Consider the following 26,296-nt stretch of genomic DNA (forward strand, 5'->3'; position numbering starts at 1 on the left):
ACTATTTCAAAACCAATCTACTACCTGTACGAAAAATGGAATTTCTTATGTCTGAACTTAACACCTCTAGCACCCTACAGAAAATACTTAATGATTATCGCAAGGTAACCCACACTCAAAGAGATTCTGGAACTTTGTTTGAAGAATTGATGATCAAATACTTTGAGAATGAACCTAAATTCAAATCTGAGTATAAAGAGGTACTGTCCTATGCAGATTGGGCAAACAAATATGCGGACGAGTTAGGCTTACCTAATAAAAAAGATACTGGTATTGATCTAGTAGCAACCAATTACTTAGGTGAGCATCATGCTATCCAATGTAAGAACTATTTACCCAGTCATAAAATGGCAAAGTCTGATATAGATAGCTTTATGAGCGCTTCAGGTAAAAGCTATTTTAGTTATCGTATCGTCATTAGCACTGTAGATGAATGGACAGACAATGCTACTCAAATGATCGATAATCAAAATCCGCCTGTAAGCATGATCAACTTATCTGAGCTTGAACAGTCCTCTATTGATTGGGATGAGTTTTATAAAAGTGAAGAGATTAAATTTGTTGAAAAGTATGAGTTACGACCACATCAGCAAGGTGCTCATAATGGTGTAATTAACGGTTTAAAAGAAGCGGATAGAGGTAAGCTAATCTTAGCTTGTGGTACTGGCAAAACCTTTACGTCACTACGTATTGCCGAAACAATGGCTGGCAAGGGCAAAAAGGTGTTGTTCTTAGTACCGAGCTTAGCACTTTTAAGTCAAACGCTTAATGAATGGACTCAACAAGCTAAAATACCGCTGAAGAACTTTGCTGTTTGTTCAGATAGTGATGTGGGTAAACGCAATAAGAGCGATGACGATAGAGTTATTGCTACCCGTTCTGATCTCGACTTCCCTTCTACCACCAATGCTAAAAGCTTATCAAATGCAATCAAAGCATTGCATGATGACGAACACATGACCGTTGTGTATAGCACTTATCATTCTATCAATGTGCTATCAGATGCTCAGATGAGTCATAACGTCAGTGAATTTGATTTAATTATTTGTGATGAAGCCCATCGTACTACGGGTGCGACTTTCGATGATGAAGACGAATCCGCTTTTGTTATGGTGCATAGCGATGACAATATCATGGGGAAAAAGCGTCTTTATATGACAGCGACCCCACGTATTTATAGTGAAGATGCCAAGTCCACAGAATCCGTGCAGTTATGCTCGATGGATGATGAAAAGCTATTTGGTAAAGAGCTTCACGTTATCAACTTCTCACAGGCTGTTGCTTTAGATCTATTGGTTGATTATAAGGTTATTGTATTAAGTGTCGAAGAAAGCGTTATTAGCCGAAGAATACAAAGCCTATTACGTGATGAAGATAACCAACTAAATGTAGATGATGCAGCCAAAATTATTGGGTGCTGGAAAGCACTTGCAAAACATGGTCTTTATGATTCAGACGATCCTATGAGGCGTGCGGTAGCATTCTGTCAGGTGATTGGCACTGACTATAAAGGTAAAGCCCATAAAGTATCTTCTAAGCTCATATCTGAGATGTTTAGTGAGGTCGTAGAAACCTATCAAGCGGCTGAAATTAAGGCTTTACGAGAAGAAGATCCAAATGCTGTTATTCCGCACTCATTAACCTTAAGATGCAAGGCTGAACACGTTGATGGCAGTATGAACGCCAGTGAGAAGCTTGCAAAGCTCGATTGGCTAAAACAAGACCTAGAAGACAATACTTGTCATATTTTATCAAACGTACGCTGTTTATCCGAAGGCGTGGACGTACCAGCGCTTGATGCAGTGATGTTCTTAACGCCTCGCCAGTCACAAGTAGATGTAGTGCAGTCCGTTGGTCGTGTGATGCGTAAGTCTGCTGGCAAGAAACGTGGCTATGTCATTCTACCAGTCGTTGTACCTGCTGGTATGGATCCTGCTGACGCCCTTAATGATAACAAGGTCTATAAAGTAGTATGGCAAGTATTAAACGCTCTACGCTCGCATGATGATAGCTTTGATGCCATGATCAATAAGCTTGAGTTTAACGGCCGTGATAACAGCAAAATGGAAGTTATTGCCGTTACAGATAAAGTTCAAAAGAAATCAGCTGCTACTACAGGTAAAGCAGGTCAAAAAGCTAAAGGTGGTAATAATCTTGGTACTGATAATTCAGGTCAACAACAAATGGCGATGGATTTTGAGGTCGGTGAGATTGAACGCGCCTTATATGCCAAAGTTGTCAAAAAATGCGGCAACCGTCACCACTGGGAAGACTGGGCGAATGATGTTGCCAAAATCGCTAACACTCACATTGACCGTATCGAAGCTATTTTAGAAAACCCTGAATACGAAAAAGAGCATAAAGCGTTTCATGCGTTTGCAAATGAGCTACGCGACGATCTAAACAGTAGTATTACTGATGAAGAAGTGGTCGAAATGTTGGCTCAGCACCTGATCACCAAGCCCGTGTTTGACGCTTTATTTGAGCAGTATGAGTTTGCCAAGCGCAATCCGATATCAGTCGCTATGCAAGACCTATTAGATATCCTTGAGTCTCATAGGCTTGATAAAGAAGCCAAGCAATTAGAATCATTCTATGAGTCTGTAAAGATGCGTGCCAGCGGCGTGCATAGTGCTGAAGGTAAGCAAAAAATTATCTTAGAGTTATACGATAAATTCTTTAAAAACGCTTTCCCACGTATCACCGAACGCTTAGGTATTGTCTATACGCCTACTGAGGTCGTGGACTTTATCATTCATAGTATCGAAAACGTACTTAATGATCAGTTTGGTGCCAGCCTAGCTGATGAGGGCGTGCATATACTCGACCCATTTACAGGTACGGGCACGTTTGTCACTCGCTTGCTTCAAAGTGGGTTGATTCCTAAAGACAAGTTACCTCACAAGTATAAAAATGAGATACATGCTAATGAGATCGTACTACTGGCTTACTATATCGCCTGTATCAATATCGAAACGGTCTATCACTCTACAATACTAGACGTTGATACAAAGGATAATAGCGAAGCGAATGAGGTTGGCTATACCCCATTTGAAGGTATTTGCTTGACGGACACTTTTGAGATGTATGAAAAAGGTGATCTAGTTAGTGAATTATTAGAAGACAATAGCGAACGTCGTAAACGCCAAAAAGCATTAGATATTCGAGTCATTATGGGTAATCCGCCTTATTCAGCAGGGCAAACCAGTGGTAATGATAACAATGCGAATGTGGCATATTCTTCATTAGATGAGCGTATTAGAGAGACTTACGCAGAACACTCAACAGCGACTTTGAAAAACTCACTATATGATAGTTATATCCGTGCAATTCGTTGGGCATCTGATCGTATAGGCGATACAGGAGTCATTGGGTTTGTTACAAATGCAAGCTTCATTGATGGTAATAATGCAGATGGTTTACGCAAGTGTTTGGCTGAAGAATTTAGTAATCTATATATTTTTCACCTACGTGGTAACCAACGCACTAGTGGTGAACGCTCTCGTAAAGAGGGCGGTAAAATATTTGGCTCAGGCAGTCGAGCACCAATAGCTGTCTCTATTTTAATAAAAAACCCTGAAAGCAAAAATTTTGGTCAAATCAAATTACATGATATTGGGGACTACCTAAATCGTGAGCAAAAGCTAAAAATTATTACTGAATATAAGGACTTAAACGGTATCACTGCTGTCGATGCTTGGCAGAACATATTGCCTGATGATTTTAACGATTGGGTAAACCAAAGAGATCCTAATTTCGATAAATATGTTAATTTAGGAGATAAGAAGGATAAAGAAGCTATAAATATTTTTAATGTTTATTCCTCTGGAATTAAATCCAGTAGAGACACTTGGGTGTATAACTACTCAAAAACCAAGTTGACTCACAATGTTAAAAGCACAATAGACTTTTATAATAGTGAAGTTAAAAGGTATCAAGACTCTGGTAGTAAATCTGAGGCAACTGAATTCGTTAACTTTGATTCGAAAAAATTTCATTGGGATAGAGCTAATAAAACAGACTTAACGAAGGGGAAAAAATATTCTTATTGCAATGAAGACATATTTACTAGTTTATATAGACCGTTCACGAAAGAATGTGTCTATTTTAATAGGCAGTTAAACAATACTATTTACCAAATGTATAGAATTTTTCCTAAAAACTATATAACAAATAAAGTTATTTATTTGAGTGGAGGGGGTAGTTCAGGCAATGCTTTCTCGGCACTTATGACTTCTATTATTCCTGATTTAAATTTGCAGCATTCTGGAGGACAAGGTTTTCCGTTATATTTGTATGAAGAAATAGATAATAAAGACGGTGATGACGAAAATCCTCAACTAACCTTAACCGCACCTGATGAGCCAGTAGATAACGAAAACATCATTACAGACGATAATGACAAGCCTATTTATCGTCGTAAAGATGCGATCACTGACGAGGGTTTAGCTCACTTCGTTGATTATTATGCTAGTCAAATGAGCGCTGACGACAATATCAGTAAAGAGGATCTGTTCTATTATATTTATGGCTTACTGCACAGTGAAGAGTACCGTGAGCGCTATGCTGAGAATTTGACTAAGCAATTACCAAATATCCCACGAGTACAACAATATCAGGACTTCGTAGCATTCAGTAACGCTGGTCGTAAACTAGCCGACTTGCATATTAACTATGAAAATCTGGATATGTACCAAGGAATTAAGTTCAATACCAAACTTACCAATCTAAAGCTCGCTGATGGTCAGCATTGGGCTAAGTCGAAGATAGAAGATGATAAATTCTATGTGACCAAGATGAAGCACCCGAAACGCAAACATGAAGAAACGGGCAAGAATGAAGATGATCCAACTAAGATCATCTATAACAGCCAAATCACTATTGAGCGCATTCCTGAAGAAGCCTATGACTATGTGGTGAACGGCAAGCCAGCCATTGAATGGATCATCGAACGTCAAGGCGTAAAGACTGATAAAAAATCAGGCATTACTAACGATGCAAACGATTGGGCTATCGAGACGATGGATAACCCACGCTATCCGCTTGAACTGCTACTACGTGTCATTAACGTGAGCTTAAAGACGCAATCTATAGTGCGTGAGCTACCTAAGCTGGTATTAGAGAAAATTGAAGGATAGCGGTGCTTTCTAACATCGCATTATTTAATAACTAAAGCTGACGAGACAAATATAAGTAGAGATGCACTCTGCTATAACCACTTTGCAAGGCTAGGACTAATTACCCGAACGACAGCTATTCACACCCTTATGCTGTCAGTGCCTTGCATCTATTTTGATTTAAGGGTGTGGGGTGTGAGTGTGAGTTATTTATTTAAAGACTTCTTAAGACTTGAAGATGTAGGTGAGTATTTAAATCAGTATGGATATTCTTATGATCCAGAAGAAGAAGGCGGTTACTGCAGACTGAAAAATACTATATTAGACCTATATCATGAGAACAAGCTCAATGTCGTCTTCTACTATGATGATTTCGCCCTTATAAAAACATTAAGGTTTTCTAAGGATTTAAGCGTCGAAGAAGTAAAAGACGAACGATTTGAACACTATATATCAGGGTATTTCCATGCCCTAGAAGTCAAATCGGTAATAGAACACGAGTGCAATTTAAATATAATTAGAACTTCTTATAGCTATTATCATTTATATGATAAAGAACAACTACCAATCTCTGATAATGAATATAAAGTTGAAGCTGGACGTAAATTTACTTCAATAGAGTTTGGTGACAATGAGATACCATCAGTTATAGAATTTTCTGACTTAAGGTTTCCTAAAGCTGATTTGGATAAACTGTTCAATGAAAAAAATAGTGAGTTAAAAAGCGTCAAAGATGAGTTAGCAGATGTAAAAGCACAAAATGCAAAATTAATTGCCGATAAGGAAGAAAGTAAAGCTACAGGTAGCTTTATGATGGGAACACCAACAGTAGAACATGGCAAACCCAAATCCAAGACCAATGAGCAACAAGCAGAAGCACTGGCAGCCGCCAAAGCTCAAATAATTGACCTCGAAAACCAACTAGCACAAGCCAAAGCTGAACTAGCAGACAAGCCAGCTCATGACAATACTGGACAAAACCACCTATACAATTGGCAAGCAATGGATAAAAATCAATATCCACCTGAACTACATTTAGCTATTGAGATATGGAAAGAATACTATCAAGCTGATGTTGTAGAGCATATTACACAGTTTGATAGTGGCAGGTTCAATAGAATATCTACTAAACTTAATCTTAGTAAAGGTAATTTAAAAGATAGAGTTAGAACACTTTTGACACCTTTAAACTCAAAAACAAGATCACCTGAACTCTTATCTTCTTTAGAAGTCATCAATATTATTCATAATGACAAATTAGAGCAGGATTAAACAAGGTAGCACCTTAACCAGATGCCACCGCCTTAACTAAGCACCATTGCCTACCACCATACCCCACCACATATCATAGAGCCATGTTGAAAGCCGTAGCACACCGTTACGGCTAACATGGAGATATGAACATGACACACCCAATCCAAAAGACCCCAGTAATTCCTTTTACCGATAACACCTCGCACGATACCGAACCAACCACCGAAAACAGTCCAACTATGCAACTACCCACTACTGGAATGGGTAGAGCAAAGGACATTTTGCCGTTCCTACCTTTTAGCAAAACCACTCTCTTTGAATGGTCAAAAGATGGCCGTTTTCCAGCTGGCAAGAAACTTTCTCCTACGATGACAGCATGGTCATATGCAGAAGTGCATGAATGGCTTAACTCTCACATCTCAGCCTCTAGCGAGGTGTAAGCCATGCAGACACCAACCTATAGCCAAATCATTATGGCGCATCTATTAGCAGGCAAGACTATCACCAATATGCAAGCCTATGATGAGTACGGCTTCACTTGTTTGCCTCAGCGTATCAGCGAGCTACGCGCCAGTGGTGTGAACATTGATGATGAGATGGTAAAACAAAATGGTAAACGTTTTAAACGCTATTGGATCAATACAGATACACAGCACTCAGAAGGGATCGATCATGTATAAACATAGCAGCGTAGCAGCCGACGTCCCAGCCGATCGCTTAATAATCGTAGATAGATTTCATCTGCGTCTTATGGATGCTCGCGTTCAAGACATTTATAACATTACTGAACACTTAGCTACTGCACTAGACGCTATCAAAACAAAAGACGATGTTAGTCAAGGCGTTCTTGTGGCAGTCAAAGCAGCACTCCTTGCCAATAATGAGCTGGTAGGTATTGTTAGTGAAATGTTTTGCGAATACGTATTGCCGCCACAAGTGGAGGTAACAGAGCATGAGTAACAACCCTATCGAAACCAAGCCAAAGCCCCAACATATTGCAAAGGCTAACAAGTTTGGCTTACTGCGAAGGTTTATCATTTTTATGATATGGGTAGTATTTATTGGCTTACTTATATCATTAGTAGCTTGCCAGCAAAACGAACCTACAATCTTTGTTATTAAGGTGGGTAGCCTATGAAGGCTTACCCACAGCAAAGACGTAAATACGCCAAGCGCAAAAACCACTATAAAAAGTATAGAGCTATGCGCAAGCCTAATAAGGAGCAACCAAGGGGGAGATTATGAATAATACGGACAAAACAAAGCCCCAAGCTGATGACAAGGGGCTTAACACTTTACTAGGCTCAACAAAGCAAACTAGCACCGATATTATAGCAAATGATGAGATAACAAACAGCCTGATAGAGCTAGGTCAAGGCGATAAATTAAGACAGTTTGGTGATACTTTCACTATCCATAATGGCGATAGAAAAAGCGAGATAATTAACACCGCGGGCAAGATGGCTTTGATATTAAGCAACAATATGCACCAACCAGCCAATATAGGCATTTACACGCCTAATAGTGATAAGCCTATAGAGGTAACAGACCCAAACCAGCCATGCGCTTTTGTTATTGGCAGTCTTAACTTAGATAGCGACTGGTATGCAGTAAAGAACTTAGCTGAGGGTATAGAGTTATACAGGCAATTAATAAGCCAAGGGCTAAATATCACTATTTTAGTCAGTGCTAACCCTTTTCACTTTAATAGCATGGTCAAGCATTTTGCAGAGGTTAAGCAAGTCATTGTTATGGCTACCATAGATAGAAAGGACGAACTAACAAGGCCATTGCTAGGGGTAAACGTTAAAGCCATTATTACTGTTTTTGACTTACTATTATCGTTTGATAATCACCAGACGCTTGATGATGTTTTAAGCGACCCTGATACAATCACAAAAGACTTACTAGCTGATGCATGGGGGCAATTAGGCGATATAGCAGATCAAGCCAGCAAAGCCACACGCTATCCAGTAGAGGCATGGGGAAACGAAGGGCAAGTGCTAAGAGAGGCTTTAACGGCCATTACTTATCATGCACAAGTACCGCCAGCAATGGCAGGACAATGCATGCTAGGGGCTTTAGGTACTATTATTCAGCAATATATAAACGCGCCTTATGCGTTAGGTGATAAGTTTATGCCAGTATCGTTATTTTTACTCACTGAGGGCGATAGTGGCAGCGGTAAAAGCAGGACGGTAGGCTTTACCCATCAAGAGCTTTTTAGTTATCAAAATGATAAGCGTAAAGAATATCGAACTTTGCTAGATGAATGGTTAGCACAAAAGGCTAGCACGCCTAAGAAGGATTCCGAACGATGGTTACTTGAAAACCCTAAACCCAAGCAGTCCATACTTTTAGTTAAGTCTGGCACTATCCAAGGCTTTTTAGACAATATGCTGATGGGTAATACCACGGATATAGCATGGTCAACGGCTGAGGCAGCCCTATTTTTAAGCGGTCATAGCTTAACCAGTGAGACGGCAAAAAGTAACATAAGCCAGCTATGTGATATATGGAGTGAGGGCTCATTTGATAGGGTTTTATCGCCTCGCTATGACACCCTAGACCAAAACAGCATGAATGGGGTTAGGTTCACTTTAGACTTACAAGGTCAGCCAACCGTAATCGCCCCAGCGTTGAATGATGAGGCTATGAACGGTCAAGGATTGCTACCTCGTTTTCTGTTTGCCTTTCCTGACAATATGAACGGCAAGATAGTTTATAACACGGATGAACGGCTAGATGCTAAACCAAATAAAGATCCAAGATTGCAGGCTTATTGGCAACGGTGCAGATCATTACTAGACCCTATATCTGATAGTGTAAGTAAAGATAATGAGGGTAATATTATCCGCTTTAATATGCCTTTTAAGGATAGACAAGCCAGAAAAACTTTAGCTGACTATCAAACCGATAAAGAACGCCAGTTATGCAAAGGTGGTAAGTTAGAGAAATACGCCAGCTATGCTAAACGCCTACATGAGAATACTAGCCGTATTGCATCAATACTTGCTTACTTTGATGGTAAACGCTTTATATCAGCTGATGACATACATAGAGCATCATTACTGACTGACTACTCTATAAGCGAGCGTATGCGCTACACTGACCAACCCCAAGCTGGTGATAATGATGCTCAAAAGCTAATCAGCTGGCTAGTGAACTACTGCAATAGGCAATCGGTTAAAGAGTTGGCTTACTCAACAGCTCAAAGTAAAGTTACCCCTAAGCATTTACGGAAAAAACAAAACTTTGAATTACTGACTGAGGTATTAGAAAGCGAGGGTTATATCAAGATCATAACCAATGGCAGGGCTAGAACAATACAGGTAAGACCTGAGTTATTAGAGGCTAGATAAGGGAAAGCTAGGAAAACAGGAAAACGACAGCTAGAACCCGTGTTATACCTACCCTAGCCAGCTTTCCTGATTATCCACTCACTAGTCAAGTGGGGAAAGTAAAGGCTAAACAGCTACTAACTTTCCTTACTTGCCTTTTTGATTTAAGAAGGGAAAACACTATAAGTCATATATACCAAGGCTTTTATGATTTACTTTCCTACTTTCCCCATTTTCCCTACTGATGGCAAGATCGCAGGAACATGAAAATAAAAACATATGCTATTGAATCGACGCCTTTTTACTTTTCAAAAAAGGTAGTTTAAAGCACAATAAAACGTTGGAATCAAAGAATAATGGAATCAAAAAGAATAAAAAAACATCTTTGATTCCTTGCAACTAATTGATATAAATACATTTTATAAAAATCATGGAATCAAGAAATATGCCAAAATCAGGAATCAAGAATTAGAGCGACCTCTATCGAAATAAGTGGTACAGACGCTGAAAAATGCATAAGATCTAAAGCAAGTGTGCGAATTTGTGCGAGCAAAACGCGCTTATTTTATCAATCGCACTTCCCTCTTCTCATGAAGGAGAGTTACAAGTAGAAAAGATCATTCTTAAATTACTATAAATTGAATAGAAATTTAATGATAAAAATAATATTTAGTGCAACGGTAAAGAGCCAAAAAGAGCACTATTAAAAACCATTGTTGGTATTATTGTTGGTATTGTAAACATTAAGAGCGACCAATCCTATATAAAACAAGGTATACACACTACTTTTTACCTCCTGCCGTTCCGACCAAACATAGCAGTAAAGAGAAAAGCCAATCATTGTTTTCAATGGTTGGCTTTTTTTTGTGCTAAATTTGGTTGGTAATTGTATGATAGTTGATAGAGCAAAAAATAATAAAAATCTTGCAAGGCATGATGGACAATTGAAAGTCAGTCGTTCATATAGCTTTAGGCTGGTTTGTCTTATATCTACTTTGATTTAATGGTGTGTAGAGGTGTGTGCTGTGGGTATTATTTACGAAATGATGCGTAGAATGGAAGAAAGTGAAAAAGAAGTCTTTGATGATAATGAGCACGAAAGCTACGTTCTATTTTACGAGTTCCTAATTATTATTGCTTTATATGGAGATGATAGCGAAAAAATGGTTGCTAACTACCTTATAGGCGATGATGAGTTTTTGAAGCTAGATTACTATATTTACGACTCTTACTTTTCAAAAGCTGCTAACCCTGAAATTTACGACTCTTACTTTTCAAAAACTACTAACCTTGAAATACCACTACATGAAATCCCAAACTTAGATGAACTAGTTAGTAAATATGGGTTTCATAAGCAAAAGTATGATGAGAGTAGCAATGAAGAGCCATACCCAACAGAATTCTTTTTAGAACAAGTTTTAGACGACCATGTAGAGTATATTTTCAATGATAAGCATTGGAAAATTGAAGATGTATTATCATTGGATTGTATAGTCAATATAGGCTTAGATGCTAACGCTTTTAAAGAATGCTATGAAGCATTAAACAGTGATCCTAGTACAACGCTTAGCTATATAAAAGAAAGAAAGGAGTTTAAAGACAGATTAATTGCAGAACAAATAAAATCTGCTAGAAGTCAAAATATTGATCCTAATGTGTATGATGCTACTCTTAAACAGTTAGCTAAAAAAGACGATGAAATAAAAGATTTACTAAATAAAATTGAAAGCTTAGAGGGAAAAGCTGTATCAAGTAATGACGAACTTATGCACCCTAGGACTGCCAATAATGCTAGTAAAATAATAGCAGCCCTTACTAGCGAACTTTTAAAAATGGACTTAACACAGCCATTTTCTAATGATAGTAATGGCAAAATAATGGCAGCTATTGAGAAACAAGGTAATACAGTTAGTAAAGATGTTATTGCAGACTGGTTAAAGCTCGCACACGAAAATAGTATTTAATTCTAACTAGCTTCTAATTAGAAGGCCTGTTTTTCTAATTAGAACTATCGAACTACCCTATTTCATAAAATACTTCCATACCAGCCGTAGCAATCAAGTTACGGTAAATTATGGAGCTAGGCACATGAAACAGAAAAATCATATCCCAACTAAGCCAAAACAAAAGCCATCTCAATATCAGCCTAAATGGCTACTGCCAATACTTAGAATGGTACTCAGTATTCTATTGCCTTACTTGCTCTCACCACCTGATATCAGCATTCATATTCATCACATTAATATCATGTTTTAGAGCCGGAAAACTGAGCGCTACCCTAGCCGATACTCGTGTCCTATAGACTTTTATAGAGCGAGCCGTTAGGGTAAATGCTACACTTTTGCACTGGTTCATCTTATGTCAGAGCCTATCGCTCAGCCTTCATCTACTCGCCCTATAGATGATGCCCCTTGGGAGCGTTATCACCGACCTTATGTGCGGGATTTGGCTTATGCGCTTGCTTGTCCTAACGTCTTAACGCAATGGATAGATTTCGCACCGCATGAGAACACACATGCTATTTCAGTTCATAGCACCAGCTTTTGGCAGGTGCAGTTTGAGGCGTATGAGCAACGATTAACAGAGCTGGATACCACTACTGACTATCAAGCGCTGACCCGTTATTTACTCAAGCGCCCAAGTCCCAATCGACTGGGGTTTCACTTTGAAGGATTACTGTCATTTTGGTTAGAGGATGGGTTTGCGCGCGAGCTGCATCCGTACGAGACGCTCGCTAATAACATACAGTTATTTAACGGCAAGCAAACGACTGGTGAAATAGATTTAATTTTATACAATCATCAAGACAAGCTGGTCGAGCATTGGGAGCTGGCCATCAAGTTTTTTATGGGATCAGCCCCTTTTGAACCTGTGAACTGGGTTGGGATTAATGCCAATGACAATCTACAGCGCAAGATGACACATATGCAGACCAAGCAATTCCGTACAGTGTGGATAGACACGGAAAATCATGGGCAAGTTAAAATTGATAAGCGGTATGGCATTATAAAAGGACGATTCTTTTTGCCAATAGATACCAGTAATTTTAATTACCCTACTTGGCTAACACCAAGCTTTCCGATGCATGAATGGTGCGATAAGAATGACATATCCACTCTCGCTATCATCGATACAACACAATTACGAGCCGCACACTATATCGAATGGTTTACCAAGCGCGGATTTTATGATGCGTGTCAAACGCAAACGGTTCGGTCAGATAATGAGCCGCCTGCGACAGGATTATATTTTGTGGGAGATAGACCAATCGTGATTTGTCCCAGACAATCAAACCAAATAGATGAAGCGTCTTAGCTAACCTAGATACTTAAAACGGAAAAGATTAATAATTTTCAATCACCTGCATCAGCTCATATCTAAGCATGTCAGCACTGGGCATACGCTCCGCATGAAAGCGCACCATCGCAATACCTGCACTGGCAAGCGCTTTGTCTTTCTTGTCATCAGCCTTTTGCCGCGCTTTACTACTATGCGTCCAATCATCAAGCTCAATGGCAACCAGTGTAGTTTGAGCATCGACATCCACGATCACATAATCAACGCTCTGGCGACAGATACGATTAAACCAAAAGCTACGTTCTGATGTCTCACTACTATTGGCTTCAATGATTCGTGATAGCTGAACTTGGACAAATATGTGATATTCAGGCAGCGCGTTTTTTAACTTATTAAAAAATATCACTTCAGTATCCGTCATGATCGGCATCGGTGCAAACGGCCAAATAGCCAACTCATCGCCGCGTACAGGCTTTGGATCAGGCTCGACGACTACACGTTTTTCTAACAGCTTTGGTACGGTAATTAGCCCTAAAAACCCAACGGCTAAGATTAAAAATATAACACCAAACGACATGGTTTTACCTTATACATGATTAAAGCGGTCAGATAGCTATGGTGACTTAGTGGCAGTGTCGACACATAACTGACCACGGCAAGGCAGCCCTGATAGACTGACAGGTTATAAAAAGAGAAGTAGAGAAAAACGGTGCTTATCGTAACCAAGCTGACCTAAATCGGCAAACGATAAAACAAAAAACACGACAATAGATGTCGTGTTTTCGTGATGATGATATATTTAATTCAATATACTAGGGCATGTCCTAGAATACAGACTTAGCAGACCAGCTATCACCAGTATAAGACCCAAGCACCCGTTGTATTCACTTTAGGGTCACTATTAATCTTATCCTTTAGCGCCAAGGCTGCGATTTTACCACGCTCAGGGCCGACGACGACTCGGACACCGCGACTGGTACGACTGGTTTTAACCTGATAGCCCGCTGCTTGGAATTTTTTGACCAAATCATCCGCTCTGTTCTGATCATTCGCCAAAGCCACTTGTACCCCAAAGCTACCCTTGGCATCTGTCTCTTTGACTTCTTTACGAGCTTCGCTGAGTTTCTGCTGTGCTTCACGCTTGGCTTCTGCTGTTTTCTTAGCTAAGGCAGCTTCCTTTTGACGCTTGGCTTCAGCAGCGGCGGCTTCACGTTCTAATCGCTGCACTTGAGCACGTGACGGAATCGTTATATTTTGACCCAATTGTAATGATGCTGACGAAGAAATATCATTGGCTTGTGCCAATACTTCTACTGGCATGTTGTATTGTCTTGCTAGCTTAATGAGTCCATCACCTCTTTTTACTTCATAATCAGAAGGTGATTTTGGTGGCTCTTTTTTAGCCTTGGCCGCTTCGGCAGCTATTCGCTTTTGCTCTGCTAGTGCTTCAGCCTGCTTTTTTGCCTCTGCTTGTTTCTTTACTTTCGCTTGCTCGTTTGCTTCAGCTGCTTTTTTACTATCAGCTAATTTTTTAGCAGCGGCTTCTGCTTTAATTTCAGCTTGTCGCTTTGCTTCTTGTTGCGCTTGAGCAGCTTTTTGCTGTTCAGCTTCACTAGACTTTTTATCAGCAGCAGCCGATTCACTATCCGTACGAGGTTGGACGGTTAGGTCTTTAGTGATATCTTTTGCCGCTTCTGGATTTTCAGTCTCGTCAACGACTGGTGCACTGTTGGCTACATATTGCTGGCTTTCAGCACGTGCTTTAGCCAATGCTTCTGCTTCGGCTGCTTCTTGTTCTGTCAAAAATTGCTGTGCACGCTTTTCTTGTTCTGCGACACGGGCAGCACGCTCTTTTTGTTTCTGTGCCAAGATACGTTTTTCTGTCTCGATGTCAGTCGTTAACGGTTGAGCAGCTGCTTGCTCAGTACTTGGCGTATCTACCATCGCTGAGGTTGGCGTAGGCTGCTCATCGCTGCTATCGCCAATCTGTTGCACCATAGCGTATAGCATCACGCTACCGCCTAAAATCATCCCAATGCCCAATAAGGCTTGTCTCGAAAAATTCATCCGTTTACGTCTCTTAGTTGGTAATAAGGTTGATTGAGCGGCGCAGCTGTCGTCTCAAAATTATATCGTAGAGAGCTATATCATAGAGAGCTATATCATAGAGAGCTTTGATGACTAGCGATTGCCGCAGGTTACATGTATCAATTTTCAAATGCATTATCGATCTTTTAATGTCAGTGCTCTTAGTTTCAATGCTCTGAAGCATTTTGATTATAAAGCATATTTTCTATACTGTCTGCCATCACGCTACCGTTAAGATTAACATTAAATAGCGGCTGGTTTAACTTAAATTGTCAGCATCCAGTGCAGATAGCGCCTCTCCTATTGTATGGAAAGAGCCGCATACTACGATTAAGTCTTGCGGTTGACTGGCCGCTCTCACTGCATAGGTCGCGGCTTGCAAACGCTCAAATTCATGTACTTGAGCACTATCGACATGATTTACTAGTATACCCTGCAAATGCTCAGTGCTGGCCGCTCGTGGATAGTCAATTTCAGCAATAAACCACTCACTAATTGGCAATCCTGTCTCGGTCAAACGCTGTACGACTTTTTCAATGTCTTTATCAGCTAACATAGAAAACAGCATTTTAATGGTGGCAGGCGCGCTATCAGCATGTTCAGCAGTATTTTGGTCTGCGACATGCTGCTGCCAAAGCGGTAGTAATTGCGCTAATAAAAACTCAACACCTTGCTCGTTATGCGCCACATCAAATAACCAATGACGATTATCTATCTCGCGATAATCAAAGCGACCTGCTAACTTGACCGTTTGCAACGCTGACTCGATAGCATGGGTATCGACATTCAACGGACTTGCGAGTACTGCTGATAGTGCATTGGCCGTATTGGTCAACGACAATGCTGGGCGCGGCAGTTGCATAGTGACAGCAGCATTACTGTATTGCCACGTCGCTGCATCAATGTCACGGTGGCTAAAGTCTTGCCCTACCTGATAGCAGTTTACCTGATGCTTATCAATCGCTTGCTGAACGCTATTCGGCATCTCAATAGCACCGTATATCAGGCTGATATCATCACGCAATATACCTGCTTTTTCTGCGCCGATATCTTCCACATTGTCACCTAACCAGTCGACATGATCGATTGCAATATTGGTAATCACGGCCATGTCAGGATCGATAATATTGACAACGTCTAGACGACCACCTAGCCCAACTTCTAACACCCACACATCACAATCTGCTTCAGCAAATATTAACAATGCCGCCAGTGTCGTCATCTCAAAAAACGATAAGGTCAACTCGCATTGTAGCCGTGCCGCTTCTACTTTGCTAAAAGCCGCAATCAAAACTTGGTCACTGACCATCTCGCCATTGATGCGCACACGCTCATTAAAGACACTCAAATGCGGTGATTGATATAAGGCTGTTTTATAACCTGCTGCTTGACACATTTGTGCGATGACAGCGGTCGTCGAGCCTTTACCATTGGTACCTGCCACTGTAAACACATAAGCATCGTCTTTAGCTGACTGCACTACACCTAAGGCTTCAGCGACTGGCAATACGCGCGACAACCCCATGTCTATCGCCGACACGTGTATCTGCTGCATGTAATCAAGCCATTCGGTCAAACTGGCATTGTCATTAGGGCCATTCGGGTTAGAAAGTGAAGTGTCAGACATAGATAAAACCTATATTGAAATATTCGAATAGAAAATTGGTGATTAGAAAGCTATCGGTTAGAAAGTCATCGATTAGAAGATATGCCCTAGTATATAACTACCTGACCAAAACCAAAAATAGCATTTACCGTTATATGACGATAAATGCTATTAGAGAGTTCTGCATATTTTAGAGATAGTAGCATGCTACTAGGCAGTTATACCAACCGCCTGCTTATTTGGAAGGAAGCATCTACAATGTATCAAGCATCAACATTAGGCATGCGGCTTAACTTTGCCAACAAGCGATAGATCGTTTCAATCATCTGATGGCGATGTACCACTTCATCTACCACGCCGTGCTCTAATAAGAACTCTGCACGCTGGAACGGTTCTTCCAATGTCTCACGTACCGTCTGCTCAATCACACGCTTGCCCGCAAAGCCAATCATCGCCTTTGGTTCAGCTAAATGAATATCACCAAGCATAGCAAGTGAAGCAGTCACGCCACCATAGACAGGATTGGTCAAGACAACAATATACGGAATACCGGCAATTCTCAAACGCTCAATCGCAGCAGCCGTTCGGGCCATTTGCATCAATGACAGTAGGCCTTCTTGCATACGTGCGCCACCAGAAGCAGCGAAACACACTAAAGGTACTTTATCTTCTAGCGCTTTTTCGGCAGCTTGCACGAATCGATCCCCAACGACTGACCCCATAGAGCCACCCATAAAGCGGAAATCAAATGCACAAGTCACCACATCGAGGTTACGTAGCTTGCCATACAGCACAATTAGTGCCTCGCTCTCACCTGTTTTTTCTTGTGCTTCAGCCATACGTGCAGGATACGGCTTACTATCCACAAAACGCAGCGGATCTTTTGCAACGAATTCTTGTCCGAGTTCACCGTTGACCTGATCAAGTAGCCAGTTTAAGCGCTCACGAGCACTCATCGGTAAATGATGATCGCAATGTGGGCACACGTAACTGTTAAAAATCAGCGATGTATTGGTAATCATCGAATGACAGTTACTGCATTTGGTTGATGGTTCAGTCTCTACCGCACTCAATGGTGCGGTCAATTGCTGCTTAACGCCTGGTATCGGGCGATTAAACCAAGATTGCCCAGCAATGTTATTGTTAGGCTCAGCATTATTAGAAGTAGTCATATCAGGTTTTGTTATCGTATCAGTCATATTATTCGCCATTATCAAAGGCTTATCGACAAGCTGGCTCATTCACTTGTCCCTAAGAGTAAATTTAAAAGTCACATACAGTCATAACATGAGCAGTTATAAGGCACGTCTACGCGAAACTGTAACAATTTATTTGTGAGGTTAGTTTACACACGTAAACTAAATTTAGCAAAGTCATTTGACAGTGTCTTTATAAACATTGTTATTTATAAAGACTACTGTTTATAAATAACGCTATTGGGCGTGTCATCATTTTGAAAATGGTGGTAAAAATGAGTTAAATAGCAGCTAAACAAGGAAAGTAGTACAGATAATATCGAGATATTAACAAGCTACTTGACAAAGTTTGGCAAGTATTTAGCCATTTTTAGCTCATTCAACGTTTACGGTTCAGATTGAGGATACGCCCTAGCACTATAACGAAAACTTAGATGACGATAATTTAACGTTGCGTAAATCAGGCACTCAAACTATCGAGTGCGTCGCGTAGCTCATCCATTTTTACCATGATTCGTTGCTGAGCGGCGGCAATAGCGGTTGCATCATTGGCATCTATATCAGCAAAGTTCTGTACCAATGCACTACCAACGATGACACCATCTGCATGAGTGCCAATCGCCTTAGCAGAGGCACCATCACGGATACCAAAGCCCACACATACTGGCAAATCTGTCTCTGATTTGATTGCTTGGACTTGGGTCGCAACAGCGTCAGTATCGAGCGTGGCCGAACCTGTCACGCCTTTTAATGACACGTAATAGATATAACCACCACAATGCGTCAATACTTGCTCACGGCGCTCAGGCAAAGTCGTTGGCGATAGTAAGAAAATCTCATTCATCGAATGATCGGTCAAGTGCTGCGTGAAGCTACCCGCCTCTGCTGGTGGCAAATCAACCATCAAGATACCGTCAACACCTGACTGCTCACATAGCGCGACAAAATTATCATAACCAATGATTTCAACTGGATTGAGATAACCCATCAAGATAATTGGCGTCTGCGTGTCTGTTTGACGAAACTCTTCGACCATTTTTAGTGCATCACGAGTGCTCGTACCTGCTGCTAATGCACGCTCACCTGCCAATGCGACGGTTGGGCCATCTGCCATTGGATCAGAGAATGGTAAGCCAACTTCGATCATATCTGCGCCATGCTTCACTAAATCGTGCAACAGACCTACAGTGGTCGCTGGATTGGGATCGCCTGCCATTACATAAGGAATGAGGGCTTTTTTATTTTGTGATTTTAGCGTTTCAAAAGTGCTTTCAATTCTGGTCATAGTGGTCTCTTAATTGTTATCAACCGACTCATTTAACCCCTCACTAAGTAACTTCTATTGAGTAAGGGGCACTGAGCCATTTTTCTTATAAGATGTAGATTAATAGCATATAAAAGCTACTACAACTCAATCCCTTCTGCCTTCATCACTGAATGCAAATCTTTATCACCTCGACCTGACATATTAACGATGATCGTTTGATCAGGCGTCATTGTCTTAGCCAGTTTTAGTGCATAAGCAACGGCATGAGCAGATTCAAGCGCAGGAATGATGCCTTCTTTGCGCGTGACTTCATGGAAGCCTTCCAACGACTCTTTGTCAGTACAGCCCACATATTCAACACGCTTCATGTCTTTTAGGAAGCTATGCTCAGGGCCAACACCAGGATAATCCAGTCCGGCTGAGATAGAGTGAGTTTCTTGAATCTGACCTTCGTCATCTGCCATTAGGTAAGTGCGGTTGCCGTGTAGCACGCCGATACGACCAGCCGCTAGTGGCGCTGAGTGGCGACCGGTTTCGATGCCATCACCGGTTGCTTCGACGCCGTACATTTTGACCTCAGTATCATTTAGGAAGTCAAAGAACAGACCAATCGCGTTTGAACCCCCACCAACACAAGCAACCAATGCATCTGGTAATTTGCCTGTTTTTTCTAGATGCTGGATGCGGGCTTCTTTACCAATGATTGCTTGGAAATCACGCACCAGTAGCGGATAAGGGTGCGGGCCTGCAACTGTACCGATGATGTAGTACGTGCTATCGACGTTGGTGACCCAGTCGCGCATGGCTTCGTTCATCGCGTCTTTGAGCGTGCGTGAGCCAGAAGTCACCGGCACAACTGTCGCACCAAGCAAGCGCATACGATAGACGTTCATTTTTTGGCGCTCGACATCGTCCGCACCCATGTAAACGATACATTCAAGACCCAAACGGGCTGCTATCGTCGCCGTTGCCACGCCATGCTGTCCTGCACCAGTCTCAGCGATGATACGTTTCTTGCCACACATTTTGGCAAGCAGTGCTTGTCCGATGGTGTTATTAACTTTGTGTGCGCCAGTATGATTTAAATCTTCACGTTTAAAATAAATCTGCGCACCACCAATCTCATCACTCAAGCGCTTGGCATGATAAAGCGGCGTTGGGCGACCAACATAGTTGACCAAATCATTGTGATACTCTTCCCAGAATGCAGGATCGACTTTTACTTTGGTGTATAGCGCCTCTAGCTCTTCTAGAGCGGCCATCAACGTTTCAGAGACAAAGCGACCGCCGTGTACGCCAAAATGTCCACGGGCATCAGGGTATTGATTGAAATCCTGTACGTCCGTTGGATTGGTAAAGGTATTGATAGCTTGTGCGGTAGCAGATAAATTATTGTTATCGACATGACTCATGGTAATTCCTACTGTAATAAGTGGTATTTTTTAGGATAAATCAGGGAGAAATAGTTTAAGCAGCGAGCTGTTGAGCTGATATAAAGCTAGTTACTTGTGTTCGAAGGTTCGCTAGGCGTCGCGTTTTGCCATCGATCGCGTTTTACCGCTTTCATAAAGGCGCGCATTTTTGCAGGGTCTTTTTTACCTTTATCTATCTCAATACCGCCGCTGACATCGACTGCATAAATAGGCAGCTCTAAAGTCGCCGCGATATTTTCGGCATTCAGTCCACCCGCTAAGATAATTGGTAGCGAGCTGTCTTGCGGTATGAGACTCCAATCAAAGCGAGCGCCAGTACCACCGTATTTATGCTGATGGTAGGCATCTAATAAGATACTGCTCGCCCCTGCTTTGGCAAACTCATCAATCTGAGCGCGCACGCTAGCAGCACTATCCGTATCGGCATTGACACGCAACGCTTTAATCCAGCGTTTATTGACCATACTTGCCAGCTGCTGACATTGCTCAGGACTCTCATCACCGTGGAATTGTATGATATCAAAAGGCACATTGTCTGCCAGCTCGACCAACTCATCTTGAGGCATATTGACCACCAACGCCACCACGCTTACAAAAGCAGGCAAGGCTGTACTTAATATCTGGGCTTGCGCTAGCGTCACGGCACGCGGACTGGGCGGATAAAATACCAAGCCGACCGCATCAACACCTAACTGTGTCGCAGTCTGTATATCACTAAGCTGAGTAAAACCGCAGAACTTGACGTGCATTTTGTGACCTTGCATTTCATGATACTAAATATGACACCGATTATAACGGCATCAGATAGGTTCAAGCTAAAGGTAAATCGTTATATGTGATGAGGTTTTGTTAATCAAACAGCAAAGCCATTGCATCCAAAAACTTATCCTAGCATACTTTTATTCCCAGTTTTGTTTATGATTGCGATTGATTAATACAGGAATACTTGAATGTCTAAGACTGCATCGGCAACGGCCAATCCAACTGACTGCAACGACAGTGATAGTGGTAAGGCAACTAGTGCAAATCCGCCGCATTATCTGATGTGGTTTCGCCGTGACCTACGAGTTCATGATAATACCGCCTTGGCTGCGATTTGTGAACGGGCAAACGAAGATAATGCTCAAGTCAGTGCCATATTCTTTCTCACGCCTGAGCAGTGGCAAGCGCATGATACATCGCTTGTGCAAGTCGATCACATCGCCCGTACCTTGCCTATCCTCGCAAAAAAACTGAAAGAACAGTTAAACATCACTTTAACAGTACAAGTTAGCCCAAACTTTTCTGACTCAATTGACGCGCTATTAGATATCTGCAGTGCCAATCATATCAGCACTATCATGGCCAACCATGAGTACGAAGGTAATGAGATCGATCGTGATAAACAACTAACTGAGCAACTGGCAAAAAGCGATATTGAGTTTGTACGCTGGCATGATCAATGTATCTTACCACCGCAAACCATCACGACTAACGATGGCGACAGCATGTACCAAGTATTTACGCCTTTCTACAAAAAATGGCGACACACCTTGGAGGTGAGTGATATACAGATGCATCAAGCACCCGCGATACATTCGAATAATAGCGTGACTTTGGAGCTAGCAAAAAGCGCTGCAAACACGGTAAAAGAGATAGAAAGCCTCAGTACAAAAACGGTCAATGACTATCAAAAACAGTTAAACAGCAATGAAACTGATAATAATACAGATGCAAGCACCCAACTCGAACATGCTCGTGACGCCTATCCTGCTGGTGAAACAGCGGCTTGCCAACGTTTAGAGGACTTTATCACTGAGGATATCAATAATTATGACGTGAGTCGTGATGTGCCTAGCTTGCATGCGACCAGTCAGTTATCGGCTTACCTCACTATTGGCGCAATCAGCCCCAGACTGTGCTATCTACAGGCAAATAAAGCACAAGAAAAACTGCATGGTAACGACAGCGACAACAATGATATCAATCGCTGGATAAGTGAGCTAGCATGGCGCGATTTTTATCGTCATGTCTTGGACTATAAGCCAGAGCTGATTCGCCATCAAGCGTACAAGCATGAGACCGATACTAAGATTAATTGGTCATACAACACTGATGACTTTGATGCATGGTGCAAAGGCATGACAGGTGTACCGTTGGTTGATGCCGCGATGCGCTGTCTAAATGCAACGGGGTTTATGCATAATCGCCTGCGAATGGTGACGGCGATGTTTTTGACCAAAGACCTATTAATTGACTGGCGCTGGGGCGAGCGATACTTTATGCAGCAGCTGATAGATGGTGATTTTGCGTCTAACAATGGCGGCTGGCAATGGAGCGCTTCTACGGGCACTGACTCAGCGCCCTACTTCCGTATTATGAATCCCTTTAGCCAAGCCAAAACCCATGATGCAAAGGGTGAGTTTATTAAGACTTGGCTGCCTGAGCTAAAAGACATCCCTGCTACTATCCTGCACTCAGAAGAGAAAATGCGTAAAGCACTCGGTAAAAAAGGAGACTTTGCCGATATTGACTACCCTGTGCCGATGGTTGAGCATAAAGCCGCTCGACTGTTGACAATCGCTGAGTTTAAGAAAGAAGGTTAATTTTAGGGAAAATAAACAGTAGATTAGCCATTCGTAACCGATGGAAACTGACATGCGCCTGCACCTTGTGTGGTCACCGTAACGACTGCGCCTGTCAGGGCAAACAGTTGCTGCAACTGCGTCTGTGCATTTTGTAGAGCCATCGTCATTACATCACCGCGGCAGGCACGCTCTAGGACTTCTTTTTTGGCCATGCTCTGCGCTTGGTCAAATATCTTTGGATCGACTTGCATCATACCAAAAGCACCAGTCTGCCAATCATAAATCTCAATATCGTCTAAATACACCGAAAATATCTCTGATGGTGGCAAGGTGATATTGATTTGTGGCATGGTCGATGCCGTCGTGTTAGCTTCCGATATTTGGTCATCATTTACATCAGAAGCAATAGGCTGAACCACTCGTACCATCTCAGGTGTCAAGGCACTCAGATCAACCCCTGCCTCAACACGTCCATGCGCAATAAATAATCCTTTTTGCTCGTCTTGCCACAGTTTTTGCCAACTACCACCACGTTGGCTGGTGATAACGGTATCGACACTAAACGACACCGTTTCTAAACGATTTAGGTTTTGGATTTGAGTAACCACGCCTTCACGAGTGATGGTTTCTATCGGCGCTTCTTTGGTACTGTTTTGAACACTATAAATCGCAAAAACGATAGCTATTAAACCGATAAGCAACACAATCCACGACATCGTTGCGATGGGTTTTTTGCCTTGTGGATTGGTCTTATTAGCATTAATAGAAGATCGATTATCAGGGCTATTCATCTAAGTATCCTCAAAGTTTTGTCGTATGAAGCACATGGCAGATTGGTATATAAAATATAAATGCTATGTACGCAAAGTAACTTCAAGTAATAGCTACCAATACCCTACATAATTACTGATGTGTTGTTAGTCAAAAAATTCGTCAAGATTTACTAAAAATAGGCTCAACACTGGTAAATAATCGAGTTATAACAACCTCATCGCCACCTTTATGCAATGTTCGGTCTTAAAAAACAGAAAGTCATTGCGTCTTAGGCAAACTTTACCTAACATAGTCAGATTGTATGAGTAAAATGTCAGTATCAAAGTATTTATCAGGCTTTTAACCTGAATATTTTGTATTTCAGCATACTGATGCATCACTCAAGATTTCCCCTCTTCTATATTATTAGAGCGGTTGTACTAAGATGCTCTTTATAAGCATTTTATTCACTAAATGTTAGTCACTAGGAAATGCCCTAGATTATTGCTAAGTTATAAAGGTAAGCTTGCGGCGGCCATGAAACGATTAGCCATACGCTCAACATCCTACTATTTCTTCTTATTTTTTATCGTTGATAAGGTTACGCTTTATTTATGAAAGCCAGTCAATTTTTATTTGCCACACTAAAAGAAACCCCAAGTGATGCCGACATCGCCTCAAGCCAATTGATGGTGCGTGCAGGTCTTATCCGAAAGATTGCTTCTGGGTTATATATTTGGCTGCCCATGGGGCTACGCATCTTGCAAAAAGTCGAGCGCATTGTTCGTGAAGAGATGCAGAATGTTGGTGCACAAGAAGTGCTCATGCCGATGACTCAGCCTGCTGAACTTTGGCAAACGACCGGACGTTTTGACGATTATGGTCCTGAGCTATTACGCTTCAAAGACCGTCATGATCGTGATTTTGTGCTTGGTCCAACGCATGAAGAAGTCATTACCAATCTTGCCCAAGGTGAGCTACGTAGTTATAAACAGCTACCGATTACTTTCTTCCAAATTCAAAACAAATTCCGTGACGAGATTCGTCCACGCTTTGGTGTGATGCGCGCGCGCGAATTTACGATGAAAGATGCTTATTCATTCCACGTTGACCAAGCTTCATTGGCCAAAACGTACCATGATATGTATGACGCTTATACGCGCATCTTTACCCGTTTGGGTTTAGATTTCCGTGCAGTACAAGCGGATACAGGGTCTATCGGTGGTTTTGCTTCTCATGAGTTCCATGTATTGGCAGACAGTGGTGAAGACGATATCGCATTCTCAGATTCTTCTGATTATGCGGCTAACGTTGAGCTGGCTGAATCGGTAAGCACTGCTGAGCGTCAACCGCCAAAAATGGAGCGCGAAGACGTCTTAACAGAAGATATGACCAGCTGTAAAATGGTGGCTGAGCATCTAGATGTACCGTTAGAGAATACGGTCAAAACCTTAATCGTCCACGGTCATAACGAAGATGATGAGCCACAACTGATTGCTGTTGTGTTGCGCGGTGATCATCAGCTCAATACTATCAAAGCTGAAAAAATTGAAGAGGCCAATGTGCCACTGACATTAGCTTCTGATGAAGAGCTAAAAGCGGCTGGTTTGCACAAAGGTTACATCGGTGTTGATCTAGACATGCCTGTCTTTGTCGATCGTTCTGCAGCTACGTTGTCAGACTTTGTATGCGGTGCTAATGAAATCAATAAACACACGATCGGTATGAACTGGGCTCGTGATACACGTATTACACGTATCGTCGATGTGCGCAATGTGCAAGAAGGCGATCCATCTCCTGATGGTAAGGGCACGCTAAAAATCAAACGTGGTATCGAAGTCGGTCACATCTTCCAGTTGGGTGATAAATACTCGCAAGCCATGAATTGCCGCGTTTCTGGTGAAGATGGCAAACCCGTCACGCTAATGATGGGTTGCTACGGTATCGGTGTGAGCCGTATCATCGCTGCTGCTATCGAGCAGAATAATGATGAAAACGGTATCATGTGGCCGAAGACGCCAACAGTTAATGATTCAATCGCTCCTTTTGAAGTCGCTATCATACCGATGAAGTCAAAAGAAGAGACCGTCATGCAGACTGCTACAGCTCTGTATGAAGAACTAAAAGCGCAAGGCGTTAACGTGCTATTGGACGATCGTAATGAACGTCCAGGCGTTAAGTTTGCTGATCTAGAATTGATTGGTATTCCACATCGTATCGTGGTTTCAGACCGTAACTTGGCTGAAGGCAAATATGAATACGTCAATCGCCGTGAAGCAGAAAAGCAAATGCTAAGCCGTGAAGAAGTCATGGCGAAAGTAAGCGGTAAATAGTTTTAGTCTTAAAAACTGTGCCATAAAAAGCGCCTATCTCATTC

At 41.8% G+C, this 26,296-nt stretch carries 19 protein-coding genes; 11 read left to right on the forward strand and 8 right to left on the reverse strand.

Features of this window, described 5'->3' with window-relative positions; all coding sequences use genetic code 11:
• The first annotated feature begins 47 nt into the window (after positions 1 to 47).
• The 9 genes from I6E84_RS10525 to I6E84_RS10565 all read left to right on the forward strand — a co-directional run bounded on the left by I6E84_RS10525 (position 48) and on the right by I6E84_RS10565 (position 13,027).
• Positions 48 to 5,138 carry a DEAD/DEAH box helicase gene (locus I6E84_RS10525; protein ID WP_197217899.1) on the forward strand — a complete coding sequence of 1,697 codons (5,091 nt, stop codon included), beginning with the start codon at positions 48 to 50 and terminating at the stop codon, positions 5,136 to 5,138.
• Between the two features lie 180 nt (positions 5,139 to 5,318).
• A complete protein-coding gene (locus I6E84_RS10530) occupies positions 5,319 to 6,389 on the forward strand; it encodes a hypothetical protein (protein ID WP_197217901.1) in 1,071 nt (356 codons plus the stop codon).
• A 131-nt stretch (positions 6,390 to 6,520) separates the two neighbouring features.
• A complete protein-coding gene (locus I6E84_RS10535; RefSeq protein ID WP_227681460.1) occupies positions 6,521 to 6,811 on the forward strand; it encodes a helix-turn-helix transcriptional regulator in 291 nt (96 codons plus the stop codon).
• A gap of 3 nt (positions 6,812 to 6,814) precedes the next feature.
• Entirely contained in the window at positions 6,815 to 7,051 is a 237-nt protein-coding gene (locus I6E84_RS10540) for a helix-turn-helix domain-containing protein (protein ID WP_197217903.1), read from the forward strand.
• On the forward strand, positions 7,044 to 7,331 hold the full coding sequence (locus I6E84_RS10545; RefSeq protein WP_197217904.1) for a hypothetical protein: 288 nt from the start codon (positions 7,044 to 7,046) through the stop codon (positions 7,329 to 7,331). The genes I6E84_RS10540 and I6E84_RS10545 overlap by 8 nt, the downstream gene beginning before the upstream one ends.
• A gap of 281 nt (positions 7,332 to 7,612) precedes the next feature.
• Positions 7,613 to 9,733 carry a DUF3987 domain-containing protein gene (locus I6E84_RS10550; protein WP_197217906.1) on the forward strand — a complete coding sequence of 707 codons (2,121 nt, stop codon included), beginning with the start codon at positions 7,613 to 7,615 and terminating at the stop codon, positions 9,731 to 9,733.
• Positions 9,734 to 10,737: 1,004 nt separating this feature from the next.
• Positions 10,738 to 11,676, forward strand: a complete 939-nt coding sequence (locus tag I6E84_RS10555; protein WP_197217908.1) for a hypothetical protein — start codon at positions 10,738 to 10,740, stop codon at positions 11,674 to 11,676.
• A gap of 124 nt (positions 11,677 to 11,800) precedes the next feature.
• On the forward strand, positions 11,801 to 11,968 hold the full coding sequence (locus tag I6E84_RS10560) for a hypothetical protein (protein ID WP_197217910.1): 168 nt from the start codon (positions 11,801 to 11,803) through the stop codon (positions 11,966 to 11,968).
• Between the two features lie 102 nt (positions 11,969 to 12,070).
• Positions 12,071 to 13,027: a DUF1853 family protein gene (locus I6E84_RS10565; RefSeq protein WP_197217912.1), complete on the forward strand. Its 957-nt coding sequence runs from the start codon at positions 12,071 to 12,073 to the stop codon at positions 13,025 to 13,027.
• 28 nt (positions 13,028 to 13,055) lie between these two features.
• Here I6E84_RS10565 and I6E84_RS10570 read toward each other — a convergent pair whose 3' ends face one another.
• The 7 genes from I6E84_RS10570 to I6E84_RS10600 form a co-directional block, all read right to left on the reverse strand.
• On the reverse strand, positions 13,056 to 13,586 hold the full coding sequence (locus I6E84_RS10570) for a DUF2726 domain-containing protein (protein ID WP_197217914.1): 531 nt from the start codon (positions 13,584 to 13,586) through the stop codon (positions 13,056 to 13,058).
• A 275-nt stretch (positions 13,587 to 13,861) separates the two neighbouring features.
• Positions 13,862 to 15,076, reverse strand: coding sequence for an SPOR and LysM peptidoglycan-binding domain-containing protein (locus I6E84_RS10575; protein ID WP_197217915.1), 1,215 nt, complete (start codon positions 15,074 to 15,076; stop codon positions 13,862 to 13,864).
• 280 nt (positions 15,077 to 15,356) lie between these two features.
• The gene (locus I6E84_RS10580; protein ID WP_197217916.1) at positions 15,357 to 16,724 is read right to left on the reverse strand and encodes a bifunctional folylpolyglutamate synthase/dihydrofolate synthase; all 1,368 of its coding nucleotides are present in this window, start codon (positions 16,722 to 16,724) and stop codon (positions 15,357 to 15,359) included.
• Positions 16,725 to 16,966: 242 nt separating this feature from the next.
• A complete protein-coding gene (gene accD / locus I6E84_RS10585) occupies positions 16,967 to 17,875 on the reverse strand; it encodes an acetyl-CoA carboxylase, carboxyltransferase subunit beta (protein ID WP_110923994.1) in 909 nt (302 codons plus the stop codon).
• Between the two features lie 484 nt (positions 17,876 to 18,359).
• The gene (gene trpA, locus I6E84_RS10590) at positions 18,360 to 19,184 is read right to left on the reverse strand and encodes a tryptophan synthase subunit alpha (RefSeq protein WP_197217917.1); all 825 of its coding nucleotides are present in this window, start codon (positions 19,182 to 19,184) and stop codon (positions 18,360 to 18,362) included.
• Between the two features lie 119 nt (positions 19,185 to 19,303).
• Entirely contained in the window at positions 19,304 to 20,578 is a 1,275-nt protein-coding gene (gene trpB, locus I6E84_RS10595; protein WP_227681462.1) for a tryptophan synthase subunit beta, read from the reverse strand.
• An 86-nt stretch (positions 20,579 to 20,664) separates the two neighbouring features.
• A complete protein-coding gene (locus I6E84_RS10600) occupies positions 20,665 to 21,348 on the reverse strand; it encodes a phosphoribosylanthranilate isomerase (RefSeq protein ID WP_197217918.1) in 684 nt (227 codons plus the stop codon).
• Between the two features lie 201 nt (positions 21,349 to 21,549).
• Between I6E84_RS10600 and I6E84_RS10605 the strand changes: the two genes are divergently transcribed.
• Positions 21,550 to 23,184: a cryptochrome/photolyase family protein gene (locus tag I6E84_RS10605; protein WP_197217919.1), complete on the forward strand. Its 1,635-nt coding sequence runs from the start codon at positions 21,550 to 21,552 to the stop codon at positions 23,182 to 23,184.
• Between the two features lie 23 nt (positions 23,185 to 23,207).
• Here I6E84_RS10605 and I6E84_RS10610 read toward each other — a convergent pair whose 3' ends face one another.
• The gene (locus I6E84_RS10610) at positions 23,208 to 23,957 is read right to left on the reverse strand and encodes a DUF4230 domain-containing protein (RefSeq protein WP_197217920.1); all 750 of its coding nucleotides are present in this window, start codon (positions 23,955 to 23,957) and stop codon (positions 23,208 to 23,210) included.
• A gap of 576 nt (positions 23,958 to 24,533) precedes the next feature.
• On the opposite strand from I6E84_RS10610, the gene I6E84_RS10615 reads away from it, so the two are divergent.
• Positions 24,534 to 26,252, forward strand: coding sequence for a proline--tRNA ligase (locus I6E84_RS10615; RefSeq protein ID WP_197217921.1), 1,719 nt, complete (start codon positions 24,534 to 24,536; stop codon positions 26,250 to 26,252).
• The last annotated feature ends 44 nt before the right edge of the window (positions 26,253 to 26,296 follow it).

This window comes from Psychrobacter sp. SCQQ22 (genome assembly GCF_015864605.1).
Taxonomy (GTDB): Bacteria; Pseudomonadota; Gammaproteobacteria; order Pseudomonadales; family Moraxellaceae; genus Psychrobacter; species Psychrobacter fozii.